This window comes from Lacrimispora amygdalina, assembly GCF_003432035.1.
Classification (GTDB): domain Bacteria; phylum Bacillota; class Clostridia; order Lachnospirales; family Lachnospiraceae; genus Lacrimispora; species Lacrimispora amygdalina.
Window position 1 is genome coordinate 82,971 of the sequence record NZ_QOHO01000053.1, and the last position, 15,593, is coordinate 98,563.

Below are 15,593 nucleotides of genomic sequence, written 5' to 3' on the forward strand. Positions count from 1 at the left end.
TCAGTCCTTTTCCCTGTTCTATTTAATCCGGGCAGGTAACCCGCATACCAGCCGGTATACTTCGCCGCTGTGTTTTGCCAGCTCCACTGCCGCTCTGCCGGCACTTTCCCTCCACCGCCTGTCAAACGGATCTTCGGGCACAATCCCGCATCCAAGCTCATTGATGGTAATAATCACTTCCGGATTCTTTTCCAGAATATTTCGTATAAATTCTTCCGGATTCTTTTCTTCCCTCAGAAGTCTTTTGACATACTCATGAAAATTGTGAATGATTCTGGATTCAAACGCTGCCGGATAGGAGTCTGAGCCCCCTTCTGCAACCTGTTTTTTATCATACGTTTCTATATTTGCAAGCTGCAGGGCATAGGAAAGCTTTCCCTGCCATGCTCCGCCGATAATTAACTTCATATTCATTAATTCCTTCCTGCCGTTTCTATATTTTTATGTGTGACAGGACAGCCAGTCCCATTACAAGAGCCAGTTCCAGGATCTGAAGAAAGTAACCTGCAAGATCTCCTGTGATTCCTCCAAATTCCCGTTTTGACATGCAGTAATAATACAAAAATACCATAAACGATATGGCAGAAACGACCAATAATGCCCATGCGCCTGCTAAAATCCAGACTCCCAGGAAGGAAATTCCAAGATAAAGAACCATAACAGTTCCAACCGCTCTTTTATGAGCTCCATCTGAAAAAGCCGCTGCCAGTCCGCTTTTTTTCGCCATAGGGAAGGTAACAACAGCAAGTCCGCTTAAGGCTCTGGTTATAACAAACGTCAGGCAATAGGCAGGGATCATGGCAGACCTCATTTCCATAAAAAATGCCAGGTATAAAAGGAAATAAATTCCACAGCCAATAATTGCAAATGCCCCTGTATGGGGATCTTTGAGTATCTCCAGCTTTTTCTCAGTTTCGCCGTGGGATGATTTTGCATCGATTACATCAAGCAATCCATCCATATGAATTCCACCTGTAACCAACACAGGGATGACAACAGGCATGATCTGTTCTAAAAAAGGAAATCCAAAAGTACGAAAAAGAAGAATGGCGCCATACTCCAGCAAACCAATTACTGCTCCTATCAGCGGAAAAAAGCACATGGCATATTTCATCCGCTCTTTTGTCCACTGGACCTGGGGCACTGGTATCCGGGAATACATGGAGAAAGCGATCATCATACTGCCGGTAAGATTCATGGTCCTGCCCCCTTTCCTATCATGAAAGCTCTCATTTTAGTTCCAACACTTAGCAGTCATTAAAAAATATAATATCACAAAAATTGGCAAATGTCATTTCCAATCATGTCATGGAGCAGTTTCAAACATATTATTTATTGACAGTCACTAAGCAAAACCAGATGCACATATCATTCAAATAAAATTGAAGGAAACACTCTGTCCTATGCCGAGACGTATGCTATTCTGTTTAATGATAATATCCATATACTGTTATACTTTTCCTGTTTCATTTTTTATGATAAACTTGAATAATCAAACAAAGGGGGGAAATGTATGTTATTGGAATTCACTTATACAAAAGAAGAATATGCAGACGGCTGGAGAAACTATTTATTTCTGACAAAGGTATTTAACAATTTTGATTTGGTTATCCTGGTATGTTCCTTACTGATTCCGATCTATTTGTTTTATCAATACGGATTTAGTGAAGTTTATGTCATACTTGCCTTCGTGATATATTTTATAAATATCACGGTTATTACAGTCATTATCATTCGGCCTTACATAATTTACAAGGAATATGAACAACTTCGTCATCCTTATAAGCTGCTGTTCGAAGACGATAAAATCACATTTGACGCACACGCCGTGCATTCCACCATGACCTGGGATATCTACAAACACTATAGGGAAAACAAGAACTATTTTTACCTTATTCAGAAAAAGCGCTCCTATACATTAATACCAAAACGTGTTTTTACATCAGAAGAAGAAATCTGCGCATTCAGACAGCTTTTAACTTCTCATTTAACAACTCCTTAAAACATACAGGCTGCCGCATTCTCAGACACCAGGGTCTTTGATGCGGCAGCCTTACAGATTATACTGCCTAAATGAGTTTTTTCAGATCCGGAAGCACCTCTAAGCTTCTCTTTAAAATTCCCTTCATATAAGCAATGGCAGTTCCATAGTTGGTAAAGGGCACTCCTGCATCCGCTGCTGTCTTTCTGCGGTATACCATCTCCCTTTCATTTAGCATACAGCTTCCGCAGTGAATGATCAGCTGGTAGCCGGAAAGTTCTTCCGGGAACTCTCTGCCTGAAGACGTCTCGATCACCAGATCTTTTCCCGTAAATTCTTTCAGCCACCGTGGAAGTTTCACCGTGCCGATGTCATCACACTGTCTGTGATGGGTACAGCCTTCTGATATGAGAACTTTGTCCCCATCCTTTAGAGTGCTGATGGCCGCCACGCCTTTGACTGCATCCTCTAAAAAGCCTTTGTATCTTGCCATCAGAATGGAAAATGAGGTCAGCAGAATATCATCCGGTGTATCCTTATTTACCTGTTCAAATGCCTGACTGTCTGTTATAACCAGATAAGGCTTGGTTCCAAGCTTTTCAATGGTCTGCTTTAACTCCGTATCCCTTACGGATATGGCAACCGCTCCGGCCTCTAAAATATCTCTCATGGTCTGCTGCTGGGGCAGAATAATTCTGCCCTTGGGAGCCGCCGAATCAATGGGAATTACCAGAATTACAAGATCACAGGGCTTTAGTAAGTCTCCTACGATCTGCATCTTCATATCTCCTGTATTAACAAGACCTCCGATCCGCTCCTTCAGTTCATGGATGCAAAATCCTGTCTGGGCACTGACGGAAAGACCGTCTTCATAATCTCCTTCTCCCACAAGATCCGACTTGTTATACGCAACCACATAAGGAATATTCTTCTCTTTAAACAATCCGATCAGCTGCTCATCCACTTCTGTCTTTCCTGCAGTTCCATCCACCACCAGGACTGCACAGTCTACGCGGTTTAAGATCTGTTTTGTCTTTCGCACACGCATCTCACCCAGGGTACCTTCATCATCGAAGCCTGGTGTATCGATAATTACTACCGGTCCCATGGGAAGAAGCTCCATGGATTTATGAACGGGATCTGTTGTGGTTCCTTTAATATCCGATACCACAGACAGTTCCTGTCCGGTTACTGCATTGACTACACTTGATTTTCCTGCATTTCGTCGGCCGAAAAAGCCGATGTGAATTCTCTCAGATGACGGCGTCTCATTTAATCCCATGTTACTCTCCTTTTTCATGTCGTCAGTGTGGTATCAGAACCGGAAATCCCGAATTCCGGCTTCAATTTTCTCCAGATGATCTTCACAGATCTGCCGTACCTTCTCTTTTGGGATATTATTTAATTCAGCTGCAATTAACGCTTCTCCTACTTTCCGTGTTTCCTCGGAAGCGTAGTCCATTAAATATTCCTTTAATGTCATCAGTGCATTGGGCTGGCAGCAGTTTTGGATCTGGCCGCTTTTACACAGGCTCATAAAACGGTCGCCGGTCCGTCCTTCTCTGTAGCATGCCGTACAGAAGGAAGGAATATATCCTAAATCCATCAGCCAGTGCACCACCTCATCAAGGGTTCTCTGGTCCGATACATCAAACTGCTCGGTATCCGTCGGACGTACCTCTTCCTCATATCCGCCCACACTGGTTCTGGAACCGCCGCTGATCTGTGACACGCCAAGGCGGATTACCTTTTCTCTCACACTCTGGCTTTCTCTCGTGGATACAATCATGCCTGTGTAAGGAACACAAACACGGATCAGCGCACAGAGCTTTGCAAACGTTTCGTCGTCAATACCATTGGAAAATGCATTGGGATCAATATCATCAGCACTTTTAATACGGGGAACACTGATGGTATGAGGACCTACTCCATGAACTGCCTCCAAATGCTCCGCATGCATTAACAGCCCGGCGAATTCATATTTGTAGCGTTCCAGTCCAAACAAAACTCCAATTCCCACATCGTCTATGCCGCCTTCCATCGCCCGGTCCATGGCCTCTGTATGGTAAGCATAATCATGCTTTGGTCCTGTTGGGTGAAGGCTTTCATAGCTTTCTTTATGATAAGTTTCCTGGAATAAAATATAGGTTCCGATTCCGGCAGCTTTTAACTTCCGGTAATTTTCCACAGTCGTAGCTGCTATGTTCACATTCACTCTGCGGATGGCTCCGTTTTTATGCTTGATAGAATAAATGGTATCAATGCATTCCAGAATATATTCAATCGGGTTGTTAACAGGGTCTTCTCCAGCCTCAAGTGCAAGCCGCTTATGCCCCATGTCCTGAAGAGCAATCACTTCTCTGGCAAGTTCTTCCTGAGTCAGTTTCTTTCTTGCAATATGTTTGTTTTTTAAATGATAGGGACAATAGGTACAGCCATTTACACAGTAATTGGACAGATAGAGCGGTGCGAACATAACAATGCGGGTTCCGTAAAATTTCTTTTTGATTTCCTCTGCCAGATCATAAAGTTCATTGATCTTTTCCGGAATATCACAGGCTAAAAGAACCGAAGCTTCCCTGTGGGTAAGCCCCTTTAATTCTCTGGCTTTTGTAATAATCTGGTCAATCAGCTCCACATTGTTTTTGTTTTGCTCCGCATAATCAAGAGTTTTTAGAATTTCTTCATGAGAAATGAATTCTTCCGCTTTTGGCGATTTTGGATCATACATAGTGATTCACCCTTTCTTTTGGGTCAGCATCTGCTTTCCCGTCAGTGTTTTTTTGTACTTCTAAGCATTCACATTCTGATAGGCTGTTTTGGAACTGATTCCACTTAACTTCCCGATCTTTCCGGTCAGGGCGGAAATGGTACTTTGAGGAGCATCCACCGCAATGCTTATGACGCTCACTCCTTTTTTGGGATATGGGATTCCCATACGTCCGATGATGAAATGCCGGTACTCATGAAGAATTTCATTTAAAATTTCCACAGAATCTTCCTCTTCCACGACAATACCGATAACAGCAATTCTTGTTTCCATGCTTATCCCCTTCTTTCCGTCTTCCCTTCATCATTTGAAAAAAGATAAGCCGCGCCAAAAAGGCGCGGCAAACAAACAATTCCTCAAATGCCGAACCTTCTACCTCAAAACTGGTTTTTGGTATCAGGATGCTACTATGTGATAAATATAACATACTTGAGGATTTTTTTCAATTAGTTCCTTCTTTCATTTTGATGGGGATTCCTGCCACTACTTCCACCACCATATGAGCTCTTTTCGCCGCAAGCTGATTGACGCTGCCAAGAACCTTCCTGTATTCATTGGTCTGGGAGCTGTAATGATCTCCGTCTGAAAACACATCATTTGTCACAATAACCAGATGATCGGTCTGGCGCTCTAAATTTATGATTCCTTCTGCAATTTCGGCCGCTGCCGTATTTTTATCAAGCACCGGTATGTCTCCCTCCTCCCATAAACCAAACAGTTCATTGGAAACCAGGTTGGACATACATTCCAAAAGAATAACAGAGGGTCTTTTCTTAAATATCAGTTTTTTTAAGCTGCGGTAGCATTCCACCGTCTCAAACTGCTTTTTCTCCCGCATTTTCCTGTGCCTTAAGATTCTGTTTGCGCACTCCTCATCCCATGGTTTCATAGTGGCGATATAAATCCTGCTGCCAACGAAAGAGACTGCCAGGTCTTCTGCATATTCCGATTTTCCGCTTCCGCTTCCTCCGATAATGAGGGCAGTCATAACTGATCCTCCATGGGCTTATAAGCCTCGATTTCAATATCCTCAAAGGAGCTCATGGTTCCATATACATCCGCTGCCATATCAAGCAGAGGAATTGCTGCAACCGCCCCTGTCCCTTCTCCCAGACACATACCAGCCTGTATGAGAGGCGGCAGTCCCAGTTCCTCAAGAAGTATATGTCCTGCCGGTTCCGCGGACACATGGGAAGCAATCATAAAGTCCCTGCACCCCGGGTAGATCCGTTCTGCCGCAAGTGCTGCCACAGCTGATATAAAGCCGTCTAAAAGCACCGGAATCCGGTAAATGGCTCCTCCTAAAAATACTCCCGTCAAACCGGCCAGATCAAAACCGCCCACTGCTGACAGTATATCCACTTCATCCTGACACCCGGGACCATACTCGGCCACAGCCTCCCGGATTACGTTCCGTTTCTGCTTCAATCCGGCATCATTTAATCCGGCACCTCTTCCTGTCAGTTTTTCGGGGTCCTGCTTTAAAAGAAGGGAGGCAGCTGCACTGCTGGTAGTGGTATTTCCGATTCCCATCTCTCCTGTCGCCACCAGATCATAACCGTTCTCTGACAGCTCACCCATGAGTTCTATCCCTGTTTTAATTGCCTGAACAGCTTCATTTCTTGTCATTGCCTTAGTTTTTCGGAAATTCTTTGTACCATATGCAATTTTTCTGTTTAAAAGAGGATAGCGGGAGCCGGATACCAGATCCCTTGCAACACCCATATCAACCGGATAAACGTCCACACCGGCCCGTTTTGCCATAATACAGACACTGCTGTTGCCTTTTGTCATATTTTCCGTGACCACTGCTGTAACTTCCATTCCGGTCTGGGTAACGCCTTCCTCAACAATCCCGTTATCCGCACAGAGAATCAGAAGTCCCCGTTTATGTAAGGATACATGAGCATCTTTTCTGATTCCCGCAATTTTTACAATATCATCTTCCAATACACCCAGGCTGTTTAACGGTTTGGCTACATGGGCCCAGCGCAGGCGTGCAGTCTCCATTGCCTTTTTATCAGGCGGCTGTATCAAAGATAAATAATCCTTTAGTTCTTCAATCATCTTTTACGCCTTTCCAGTTAAGCTTTTTTCATATAACTCAAACCATGGAATTCCATATTCTCCGTAACCTAAGTCTGCTTTTCCTGCAAAACAGTAGCCAAGCTTCCTGTAAAGCTTTATGGCAGGCATGTTCTTTTCATTTACATCAAGACGGATTACGGCTCTTTTCTGCTCCCTGGCTTTCTCCTCCGCAAATTCCAGCAATATTTTCCCAAATCCTCTGCCAAGAAAATCAGGATGTACTAAAAACGTATGGATGACTGCTACTTCCTCTGGTTTCGCTTCCTGGTTCCATGCTATCATTTCATATCCTTTTTCCTGAAACTGGTTGACAACCACGGAACCTGCTGCTTTGCCATCCGCCCAAAGCACATAAAGAGTTCCCTTTTCTACACCGTCTTGTGCAACTTCTTTAACAGGGTAAATTCCTTTTCTCCAGCCCGGATAATTGACATGACTTTCCAAATGATCAATTACAGCATCATATAGCTCTGCAATCTGCTCTATATCCTCTGGATTTCCCTTCAATATTTCAAATTCCTTCATGGGTTTTGTCCTTCCGTTTCATAACCTGTCTGCATGCTTCTAAAAATCTTCCTGGAAGACCTGGATTTGAGGGGTAATAAAAATGGGGAAAACCTGCCATTACATTATCTTTTGCCAGCACACAATCCCATTTCACATTCCGTCCGGGCTTTCGCGCCTCCATCTGTGTTCCGTTATTTGTACTGTCCCAGTAATGAAATTCATGTCCTCTGACAGACTCTCCCTTTTTGAGGAACGGCATATCATCTTTCGCAGCTGCTTCGATGTATCCGAACCGCTTTAATCTCCCTGCTGGAAAGGCCCTGCCTGGAATGACTCCCGCCATCCGGCAGACTTCATGTTCCTCTGATTCCAGTTCTTCGTGAAGATAGAGAAAACCGCCGCATTCCGCCAGAATGGGGATCTTATTCCTGTTTGCCTCCCTGATTTCCCTCAGCATATCCTGATTCCCGGACAGTTGTTTTAAATAAAGTTCCGGGTATCCTCCGCCCAGAATGAGCCCGCAGATTCCAGCCGGCAGACGGCTGTCTCTGAGCGGACTGAACGGAATCAGTTCTGCCCCCATCTCTTCTAACAGCTTTCTGTTTTCCTGGTAATAAAAACAGAAGGCCTCATCAACGGCGATTCCCACCGGTACTTTCTCACTGGAAGGGATTGATTTTTCTTTCCTGCTCTTTTCGGATTCAAAAGAAAGCACAGGGGCAGTTTCTGATAATTTAAGGAGTCCGTCTATGTCAACTGTCTCTTCCATTTTATAAGCCAGTTTTTTTAATTTATCCTTCAGCCCTTCCACTTCTGAGGGAAGTACCAGCCCCAGATGGCGGCTGGAAAAATCTGCTTCTGCGCATTGGGGAAGATACCCAAAAACGTGGATTCCCATTGCCTCTAATTGGGGAGTTAACCGCTCTGCCATGGCAGGTGATATTCTGTTTAAAATCACTCCCTTGATATGGCTGTCTCTCCTGAACTCCAAAAAGCCTTTTAAAACAGCGGCCAGGGACAGACTGGCACCGGCGCAGTCAAGGATAAGCACCACCGGCGCTTCCACTGTACAGGCCACTTCATAGGAGCTTGCCCACGTACTGTCTCCGCCCATTCCGTCATAATAACCCATGACTCCCTCGATGACTGAAATCTCTGCTTCCTCCGACTCCCTGATTAAAAGTTCTCTAACAGAATCGTTATCCAGAAAAAATGTATCCAGATTTCCTCCGTCTATTCCCAGAACAGCCTTATGAAACATGGGATCAATGTAATCCGGACCGCACTTAAAGGAGCGGCAGGTAATGCCTCTTAACAAAAACGCCTGCAAAAGCCCGCAGGTTATCATGGTTTTTCCGCTGCCGCTTTTTGGTGCGGCAAGCATGATCCGCTTATTTCCCTGATTCAAAAGACATTCCTCCTTCCCCTCCGAAGGAAATGATATAGACGGGATTGTGCCCCATCATCATGTGATAACTGCCTGCTGCTTTCGCCCTTGAAACCTGCATTTGAATAATCTCTGCTTCTATGGAATGCTTTTTCAGCCACATAAGCATTTCAGATAAGGATTCCAGAGCGATGAAATCAGCAACAACCCGGACGTCCGGATTCGTTCTTATAACATGATCTAAAATTTCTTCTAAATTTCCGGAAGTACCTCCCAGGAAGACATGAGTGGCGGTTTCAAGACCGGATAAGGCTTCCGGGGCGGTTCCTTTTATCACGGTAATACAATCTGCTGAAAATTTCTCTTTATTGGCTTCTATCAGTACCTGTGCTTCCGGCTTTTTTTCCACAGCATAAACTTTTCCGTTGGTTAAATACCCTGATGCCTCAACGGATACCGAGCCGGTACCTGCTCCAATATCATAAAGAATGGAATCCGGGGCCAGCTCCAGCTTGGATACGCAAACCGCCCGGACCTCGCTTTTGGTCATGGGAACATCGCCACGGACAAACAATTCATCTCTCATTTCCTACCTCTCAATTAATACCGCCGACAGGATATCAAACGTCTGATCCTTAAGCGTTTTTGGTGTTCCTCTGGTGATCCGCTCGTCTTCGTAGGACAACCGTTCACCTACAGACAGACACGCATTTTCATATCCATTCTCCTCCAAAAGACTGCACAAAGCATTTACCGAATTACGCTTATCCAGCAGGGCGAATATTCTTTGATTGTTTTTCAATTCTTCCATAAGATCCCATTCTCTGCCATGAAGGCTGATCAGCCGCACATTCTCCCAGCCGGTCTTAAGTCTTGCGCATAAATATGAGACGGAAGATACCCCTGGAAGAATCTCCGTTTCATAAAGTTCTGAATACGGTTCCTTTAAAAGAGCAGCAGCCATTTTTTCCGCACCACTGTAAAAACCGGCATCTCCTGAGAAAAGAACTGCCATCCTCTTATAATCCCTGTGTTCATTCAGCCAGGGAAGAATATCCTTACTTAAATAATAAGGCAGCTTTATTACATCCGGCCTTAAGTCTCCGATATCATGAAGAATCCGCTCAGCCCCGAATACCACCTGGCAGCTCTGCAGAGTTTTTAAAGCTTTTACCGTCATCTGCTCCGGTCCGCCCATTCCGGTTCCTATTAAATAAATGGCTCCTTTGCAGGAAGATGTCTCTGCCGGTTTCCTCTTTATTAAAATTTTCTTTGCTTCTTCTAAGCTGGTCCCTTCTTCGTTTAAGGGGCGTCCAATTACAACAGCAGTTATTTCACAGGAAGCAGCAGCCTGCAGTTTTTCTAAAAAGCCTCCCGCATGACCGGCTTCCTTTGTAACGAGAAAACGGATATCATACTGTCTGATCATCGCCTGGTTAAGCTCGAGGGAAAATGGTCCCTGCATAGCAATGATCCTGTTTCCCCTAAATCCCATCTTCTCACAGGCAGTGAGTACGGATACAGAGGGAAGAACTCTTGCATAGACCCGTTCCTCCCAGCATTCAAGCTTTGTATAGGATTCAAGTTCCTTGCTTCCTGTCGTTGCCAGCACATTGCCTGGACTCTTGTTTAAGAAGCGGATGGCCTCCTCCATGGTGTCCACCCATACCACATGAGCTCCCTCACCGCTGTCTTTTAACGACTCCCTTAATACCCTTAAACGTTTCGCCTCTGTTGCCGTACACGCATGAAGAATATTCCGGCTCACTTCGGCAGCATACGGGTGAGTGGCATCCAGTACAAGAGTAATTCCTTTTTCCCTGATAAAGGCTTCCATTTCCTTCCCATCCATGGGAGTATCATGAATATGGAGAAAGGGGCTTTCCACAAGCAGCATCTTCCCATAGCCTGTGGCAACGCTGACCCATGCCTCAATCTGGTTTTCATGGCAGAATTCTGCCAGAAGCCGTCCTTCTGTTGTTCCTCCGAAAATCAAAATTCTACACATTTTTATATCCTCTCGGTGTGACCATCTTTCCGTTTATCTCTCTGGTCATGGAATTTCCTATGTAAACGGTAGTGAACATATCCACCTTGGTGTCTTTCAACTGGGAAAGAGTTAAAACCTCCATCTCTTCTCCATCTCTGCCGATGTTTTTCACAAGCCCACAGACAGTCTCCGGTTTCTGGTATTGCAGCACGATTTCACAGGCATTCTTCAGATAATCCGCCCGTTTTTTGCTTGAAGGATTGTAAAGACAGATGACCATATCACAAAGGGCCGAATTTTTCAGCCTGTCTTCTATCAGTTCCATAGGCGTAAGAAGATCACTTAAGCTGATTACGGCAAAATCATGACCAAGAGGTGCGCCAAGCACAGCTCCGCCGCTGAGTGCTGCTGTGACACCGGGAATCACTTCAATTTCCAGATCCTTCGCATTTTCTGCCAGCTGAAGAATGAGGCCGCTCATGCCATATACGCCAGAATCTCCGCTGCAGACCATGGCAACCCGTTTACCTTTCTGTGCTTCTAAAATTGCCATCTGGCACCGCTCCTGTTCCTGCCGCATGGGTGTGGTGAGCATCTCTTTCTCCGGAAAATGTTCCCGCAAAAGATCTACATAAACCGTATACCCCACAATCATTTCACTGTCTTTTAACGCACTCACTGCCCTGATTGTCATATCCTCATAGGAACCAGGACCGATTCCTACCACATACAATTTACCTGTTGTTCTCATATCATTACCTTCCAATCCCTGACTGCAGCCGCAACTGTCACGCCGGCAGCCGCTTCTTTTTTTACAATCAGTTTTCCGCCCCCCAGCTCCTTAACACAGCAAAGCGCTGCCCGTTCGCATACATTGTCCACACCTGTAATCCGCTTTACAAATGGGGAAGAGGTAAATTCTCCTTCTATTCCGGCAAGAACCTCTGCCGGATAGGTATAAAAAGGAACTCCGGTTTCTGCGGCAAATGCACAGATACCTTCTTCCTCTTTCTTTAAATCAATGCTTGCACATCCTGCTATGGCAAGAGGAGATAAATTATGCTCTTCTAAAACCCGTGATACCCCATCCCGGATAGCTGTAACAGGTGTCCCTTTCCTGCATCCGATTCCCAGAATCAGAATCTTTGGAACAAGCCTGAGCAGATGATCCGTCTTTCCTGCATCCGGCAGATTTAAAAGAGTAACAAACAGACTTATGTCCGCATCTGCACCTGAACATAATTCCTCCGGCAGCTTCCCTTCTATTGGAAAGTCACTGAAAAATCCAACCATTTCTCCCCTCAGCACAGCCGCGGACACCTTCTTTACCTTGTTTAGTTCTGTTATGGCAAGTCCCAGTCTTTTTGCAAACAGATCAACCGCAAATTTTCCATGTATATCTGTAGAGGTGGTAATCACAGCCTGGCCTCCTGTGATTCTGGCTGCACGCCCAGTCAGTTCATTCGCTCCTCCTAAGTGACCGGAAAGAACAGAAATACTAAACCTTCCTTCGTCATCCAAAACCACAACTGCAGGATCCACTGCTTTTCCTTTTAAACAGGGGGCAATGGAGCGGACCGCAATTCCCATTGCTCCGATAAACACAATTCCGTCTTTTTCAAGAAACTGTTTCCTGGTCCACTCTGCCAAAGACGAAGTGAGTGGCTTTAATCCCCGCCCCTTTCCAAAACCTTCGCAAAGATCCCCCTCTTTTATAAGTCCTTCCATCAGCCTGAGAGCGGTACTGGCTCCTGCCCCAGTAAAGCAAATGACAGCAATTTTCATACCGTCTCCCCGGTCCCTTTCCGAAATTCAGTGGTAAATGACGGATCATAGAGAAGGGAGCGCCGGTAATTGCTTTGTGACACAGCATCTCCTACCAGAATCAGTGCTGTTTTGCGTATCTGCTCCCTCTGTGCACTTTCCTCCAGCGTCTGGACGGTGCAGACCACCGTCTTTTCCTCCGGCCACGTTGCCTTATAACAAATTGCAGCAGGTGTCTCCGGTGAATAACCGCCACGAATCAGTTCTTTTGACAGTTCTTTCAGCATTCCTGTGCTTAAAAAAATCACCATGGTTGCGCCGTGAGCGGCAAAAGAGGCAATGGATTCTCTTTCCGGTACCGGTGTACGCCCTGCCATTCTGGTAATCACCACGCTCTGTGTTACATCCGGAAGGGTGTACTCCATCTTAAGGGCGGAAGCCGCGCCGCAGAAGGAGCTGACACCAGGACAGACCTCATAGGGAATTGCCCTGTTATCAAGCTCATCCATCTGCTCTCTGATCGCTCCGTAAATACAGGGATCTCCTGTATGAAGACGGACTGTCATTTCTCCTTTTGACTCCGCCTGTACCATGACTCCGATGACTTCTTCCAGTGTCATCTTCGCACTGTCATAGACAGCACAGCCTTCCTTTTTATAATTCAGAAGAGCCGGATTTACCAGGGAACCTGCATAAATAATTACGTCCGCATTTTCTAAAAGTTCTTTTCCTCTTACTGTTATTAAATCCGGTGCTCCCGGACCTGCTCCTACAATATGTACCATGTTTACCTCACTATAATCAATGAATAATAACCTGCTTCATCGGGAATCTCCATAAGAGAATGATAGACCCGCTCATCTGACATACCGCAGTTCTCCACCATAACAGCCTCAAGTCCGCTGGCTCTGATTTCTTCCTTAACCGCCTTCATCTGTCTCCCCGCCTTCATAAGAACCTTTACACCGGGAAGCTTTAACGCCTCTTTGATCTGATAAGATGCGGGAATAATGTGAAGTTCCTCTGCTCCTGAAACCAAAGGAGTGCCAAGTCTTGCCGCAGCGGCACAAAATGATGTGATTCCGCTTTCCAGCCGTGTTGCATAGCCTTCCTTCCAAAGCCTGTCTAAAAGATAGCTGCAGGTGGAATAGACAGAGACATCGCCAAGTGTGATAAATCCCACATTTTCCTCTCTGTCCAGCCGTTCCATCACTGCTTTTGCAGCAGATTCATGGCTTTCTAAAAGAACCTTCTTATCTTTTGTCATGGGCATGGGCAGATAAAGGCACTCCTTTTCCTCAATCTCCGGAACTGCCGCCTTTGCAATCTGGTATGCCGTACAAATATCTTTATCGCTGTGCGGGATGGCAATGACATCCACTTCCCGGATTCTCCGGACCGCCTTTAAGGTCATCAGTTCCGGATCTCCCGGGCCTACTCCGATGCCATACATGATTCCAGCCATATGTTAACCTCCTGTCTGCTTTCGCTTGTCTGTTATTCTGATTTTATGTATCCGCCGTAAAATATTTCTTAATCATCTCCGGGGCATCCGGTGTCATGGAAAGAATCCCCAGAGTATTTGAAAACGTAATTACTTCCACGGGAATTCCCCCTGTCCAATCCGTCATATATGCCTTTATTCTCTTCACCACCTCAGACATTACCGGTTTTAAGACTCCCAGTTCCTTTAAAATACCGGCTGCCGTTTCCATGGTATTGGCCGAACGGATGGCTTCCTTCTCTTCACTGCCCAAAAAAGCCCGGGCACAATCCCAAAGCACCTCCATACGGCGGTCTCCATACCTGGAGTGGGTATTTTCCACACCGCCCGCAACCTTTACAAGCTTTCCGATATGTCCCACAAATAGGATCTGCTCAAACCCTTCTTCCTTCACCATTCTGCAGGATTCCCGGATAAAATTGCTGACAGTAACACCTTCCCCCTCCGGAAGGTTTAACTCCTCTTTTATAAATGACTCTCCATAATTGCCCGGCGTTAAAATCACCCGTTTCAGCCCGGCCACTGCTTTCATATGAAGCTCCAGGCGAATGGTTGCTACCAGAGCCTCCTCACTCATGGGCTTTACAATTCCGGTTGTTCCAAGAATGGACAGCCCCCCTGTAATTCCAAGCTTTGAATTAAAAGTCTTCTCTGCCAGCTCCCTGCCTTTGGGAATCCACACGGAGATAAGAAGCGCGCCTTTGTAACCGGCCATTCTTCTTACTTCATCCACTTCATCAAAGATCATGCTTCTGGGCACCGGATTAATAGCCGGATATCCAACAGGTGAAGAAAGGCCGGGTTTGGTCACCCGGCCGACACCTTTTAGTGCTGTTAAAACCAGCTGCCCGAATTCACCGGTCTTCTCTCTTACAAAAGAACAGCCGGCTGCAGATCCGTCTTCTAAAGCTTCATTTAAGAATTCCACAGATGCAAAGATCAGAGCCTTGTCGGTAACATCCGGATCATCACCTGCATCTTTTCTGACTGCACAGGATGCCTTGTCCTGCTTCACGACAACATGAAAAAGGGGCAGATCGGCTTCCGTCCCTTTTGGCGTCATTAGCTTCATATGTTGTAACGGGTTACCCGAAAGCAGCATTGCTGCCGCCGCTTTGGCAGCAACAGCCGCACAGGTACCAGTGGTAAATCCGCATCGCAATTCTCTTTTTTCCATTTTTCTCTTCCTCTTTGAAAAATATTATAAGAGATTTTTGCCTCCGGTGCAAGGAATTTCCTGCTTTTTACCTATACTTCCTCTTTTTTCTCAATTGCGTCGTTCTTCATTTCTCTTTTTCTCTTGGTAATCAGACCGCCGATCCGGCCGCTCTCCTTTGCACTTAAACAGCGCCAGCCTCCGGTTATCACCTTTTGGTCAAGACCAAGCTCCGTTGCTATTTCAAATTTAAGTATCTCCTCCGGTTTTAAGTTGCGGGGATCAAAGGGTTCTGTTTTCTTTCCTTTTGGCATACTGTCGTTCTCCTTTCATAAATCTAAAAAGAGTATGCCCGTTTCAGCTGGAAATAAACTCCATTTGAATAAAATCGGGTAGGAGGTAGATAATTATTTTATCTACCGACCTTCCCTTCGATGTATGGGAGT

18 protein-coding genes are annotated in these 15,593 nt (G+C 45.5%); 1 reads left to right on the forward strand and 17 read right to left on the reverse strand.

Features of this window, described 5'->3' with window-relative positions; genetic code table 11:
- Window positions 1–18: 18 nt before the first annotated feature.
- A complete protein-coding gene (locus DS742_RS16960; protein WP_242996547.1) occupies window positions 19–414 on the reverse strand; it encodes a bifunctional adenosylcobinamide kinase/adenosylcobinamide-phosphate guanylyltransferase in 396 nt (131 codons plus the stop codon).
- 19 nt (window positions 415–433) lie between these two features.
- Window positions 434–1,198 carry an adenosylcobinamide-GDP ribazoletransferase gene (locus tag DS742_RS16965; protein ID WP_117418168.1) on the reverse strand — a complete coding sequence of 255 codons (765 nt, stop codon included), beginning with the start codon at window positions 1,196–1,198 and terminating at the stop codon, window positions 434–436.
- A 315-nt stretch (window positions 1,199–1,513) separates the two neighbouring features.
- On the opposite strand from DS742_RS16965, the gene DS742_RS16975 reads away from it, so the two are divergent.
- Window positions 1,514–2,002, forward strand: coding sequence for a YcxB family protein (locus tag DS742_RS16975; RefSeq protein WP_117418169.1), 489 nt, complete (start codon window positions 1,514–1,516; stop codon window positions 2,000–2,002).
- Between the two features lie 67 nt (window positions 2,003–2,069).
- Here the strand turns inward: DS742_RS16975 and hydF are convergent, their stop codons facing one another.
- The 15 genes from hydF to DS742_RS17050 form a co-directional block, all read right to left on the reverse strand.
- Window positions 2,070–3,263 (reverse strand): [FeFe] hydrogenase H-cluster maturation GTPase HydF, encoded by a 1,194-nt coding sequence (gene hydF, locus DS742_RS16980; RefSeq protein ID WP_117418170.1) that lies wholly within the window; start codon window positions 3,261–3,263, stop codon window positions 2,070–2,072.
- Between the two features lie 33 nt (window positions 3,264–3,296).
- A complete protein-coding gene (hydG, locus tag DS742_RS16985) occupies window positions 3,297–4,712 on the reverse strand; it encodes a [FeFe] hydrogenase H-cluster radical SAM maturase HydG (protein WP_117418171.1) in 1,416 nt (471 codons plus the stop codon).
- Window positions 4,713–4,772: 60 nt separating this feature from the next.
- A complete protein-coding gene (locus DS742_RS16990) occupies window positions 4,773–5,024 on the reverse strand; it encodes a TM1266 family iron-only hydrogenase system putative regulator (RefSeq protein ID WP_117418172.1) in 252 nt (83 codons plus the stop codon).
- 169 nt (window positions 5,025–5,193) lie between these two features.
- Window positions 5,194–5,739, reverse strand: a complete 546-nt coding sequence (locus DS742_RS16995) for a bifunctional adenosylcobinamide kinase/adenosylcobinamide-phosphate guanylyltransferase (RefSeq protein ID WP_117418173.1) — start codon at window positions 5,737–5,739, stop codon at window positions 5,194–5,196.
- On the reverse strand, window positions 5,736–6,818 hold the full coding sequence (gene cobT, locus DS742_RS17000; RefSeq protein WP_117418174.1) for a nicotinate-nucleotide--dimethylbenzimidazole phosphoribosyltransferase: 1,083 nt from the start codon (window positions 6,816–6,818) through the stop codon (window positions 5,736–5,738). The genes DS742_RS16995 and cobT overlap by 4 nt, the downstream gene beginning before the upstream one ends.
- A gap of 3 nt (window positions 6,819–6,821) precedes the next feature.
- Entirely contained in the window at window positions 6,822–7,364 is a 543-nt protein-coding gene (locus tag DS742_RS17005; RefSeq protein ID WP_117418175.1) for a GNAT family N-acetyltransferase, read from the reverse strand.
- Window positions 7,351–8,754 carry a cobyrinic acid a,c-diamide synthase CobB gene (locus tag DS742_RS17010; RefSeq protein WP_242996549.1) on the reverse strand — a complete coding sequence of 468 codons (1,404 nt, stop codon included), beginning with the start codon at window positions 8,752–8,754 and terminating at the stop codon, window positions 7,351–7,353. Before DS742_RS17010 ends, DS742_RS17005 begins: the two co-directional genes overlap by 14 nt.
- Entirely contained in the window at window positions 8,738–9,319 is a 582-nt protein-coding gene (cbiT, locus tag DS742_RS17015; RefSeq protein WP_117418176.1) for a precorrin-6Y C5,15-methyltransferase (decarboxylating) subunit CbiT, read from the reverse strand. Before cbiT ends, DS742_RS17010 begins: the two co-directional genes overlap by 17 nt.
- A gap of 3 nt (window positions 9,320–9,322) precedes the next feature.
- Window positions 9,323–10,741 carry a precorrin-6A reductase gene (gene cobK / locus DS742_RS17020; protein ID WP_117418177.1) on the reverse strand — a complete coding sequence of 473 codons (1,419 nt, stop codon included), beginning with the start codon at window positions 10,739–10,741 and terminating at the stop codon, window positions 9,323–9,325.
- Window positions 10,734–11,474: a precorrin-3B C(17)-methyltransferase gene (gene cobJ / locus DS742_RS17025; RefSeq protein WP_117418178.1), complete on the reverse strand. Its 741-nt coding sequence runs from the start codon at window positions 11,472–11,474 to the stop codon at window positions 10,734–10,736. Before cobJ ends, cobK begins: the two co-directional genes overlap by 8 nt.
- A complete protein-coding gene (locus tag DS742_RS17030) occupies window positions 11,471–12,508 on the reverse strand; it encodes a cobalt-precorrin 5A hydrolase (RefSeq protein WP_117418179.1) in 1,038 nt (345 codons plus the stop codon). Before DS742_RS17030 ends, cobJ begins: the two co-directional genes overlap by 4 nt.
- Complete coding sequence (gene cobM, locus DS742_RS17035) at window positions 12,505–13,272, reverse strand: precorrin-4 C(11)-methyltransferase (RefSeq protein WP_117418180.1); 768 nt, start codon at window positions 13,270–13,272, stop codon at window positions 12,505–12,507. Before cobM ends, DS742_RS17030 begins: the two co-directional genes overlap by 4 nt.
- 2 nt (window positions 13,273–13,274) lie before the next feature.
- Window positions 13,275–13,952, reverse strand: coding sequence for a precorrin-2 C(20)-methyltransferase (cobI, locus tag DS742_RS17040; RefSeq protein WP_117418181.1), 678 nt, complete (start codon window positions 13,950–13,952; stop codon window positions 13,275–13,277).
- A 43-nt stretch (window positions 13,953–13,995) separates the two neighbouring features.
- Window positions 13,996–15,168, reverse strand: a complete 1,173-nt coding sequence (cbiD, locus tag DS742_RS17045) for a cobalt-precorrin-5B (C(1))-methyltransferase CbiD (RefSeq protein WP_117418182.1) — start codon at window positions 15,166–15,168, stop codon at window positions 13,996–13,998.
- A 71-nt stretch (window positions 15,169–15,239) separates the two neighbouring features.
- Window positions 15,240–15,461: an alpha/beta-type small acid-soluble spore protein gene (locus DS742_RS17050; RefSeq protein ID WP_117418183.1), complete on the reverse strand. Its 222-nt coding sequence runs from the start codon at window positions 15,459–15,461 to the stop codon at window positions 15,240–15,242.
- Window positions 15,462–15,593 lie beyond the last annotated feature (132 nt).

Bases quoted from the DNA above. Each gene is read 5' to 3' on its own strand.
- DS742_RS16990 (WP_117418172.1), bottom strand. From the start codon at position 5,024: ATGGAAACAAGAATTGCTGTTATCGGTATTGTCGTGGAAGAGGAAGAT.
- cobT (WP_117418174.1), bottom strand. From the start codon at position 6,818: ATGATTGAAGAACTAAAGGATTATTTATCTTTGATACAGCCGCCTGAT.
- DS742_RS17030 (WP_117418179.1), bottom strand. From the start codon at position 12,508: ATGAAAATTGCTGTCATTTGCTTTACTGGGGCAGGAGCCAGTACCGCT.
- cobI (WP_117418181.1), bottom strand. From the start codon at position 13,952: ATGGCTGGAATCATGTATGGCATCGGAGTAGGCCCGGGAGATCCGGAA.
- DS742_RS16965 (WP_117418168.1), bottom strand. From the start codon at position 1,198: ATGAATCTTACCGGCAGTATGATGATCGCTTTCTCCATGTATTCCCGG.
- cobK (WP_117418177.1), bottom strand. From the start codon at position 10,741: ATGTGTAGAATTTTGATTTTCGGAGGAACAACAGAAGGACGGCTTCTG.
- hydG (WP_117418171.1), bottom strand. From the start codon at position 4,712: ATGTATGATCCAAAATCGCCAAAAGCGGAAGAATTCATTTCTCATGAA.
- cbiT (WP_117418176.1), bottom strand. From the start codon at position 9,319: ATGAGAGATGAATTGTTTGTCCGTGGCGATGTTCCCATGACCAAAAGC.
- cobM (WP_117418180.1), bottom strand. From the start codon at position 13,272: ATGGTACATATTGTAGGAGCAGGTCCGGGAGCACCGGATTTAATAACA.
- DS742_RS16960 (WP_242996547.1), bottom strand. From the start codon at position 414: ATGAATATGAAGTTAATTATCGGCGGAGCATGGCAGGGAAAGCTTTCC.
- hydF (WP_117418170.1), bottom strand. From the start codon at position 3,263: ATGGGATTAAATGAGACGCCGTCATCTGAGAGAATTCACATCGGCTTT.
- cbiD (WP_117418182.1), bottom strand. From the start codon at position 15,168: ATGGAAAAAAGAGAATTGCGATGCGGATTTACCACTGGTACCTGTGCG.
- cobJ (WP_117418178.1), bottom strand. From the start codon at position 11,474: ATGAGAACAACAGGTAAATTGTATGTGGTAGGAATCGGTCCTGGTTCC.
- DS742_RS16995 (WP_117418173.1), bottom strand. From the start codon at position 5,739: ATGACTGCCCTCATTATCGGAGGAAGCGGAAGCGGAAAATCGGAATAT.
- DS742_RS16975 (WP_117418169.1), top strand. From the start codon at position 1,514: ATGTTATTGGAATTCACTTATACAAAAGAAGAATATGCAGACGGCTGG.
- DS742_RS17005 (WP_117418175.1), bottom strand. From the start codon at position 7,364: ATGAAGGAATTTGAAATATTGAAGGGAAATCCAGAGGATATAGAGCAG.
- DS742_RS17050 (WP_117418183.1), bottom strand. From the start codon at position 15,461: ATGCCAAAAGGAAAGAAAACAGAACCCTTTGATCCCCGCAACTTAAAA.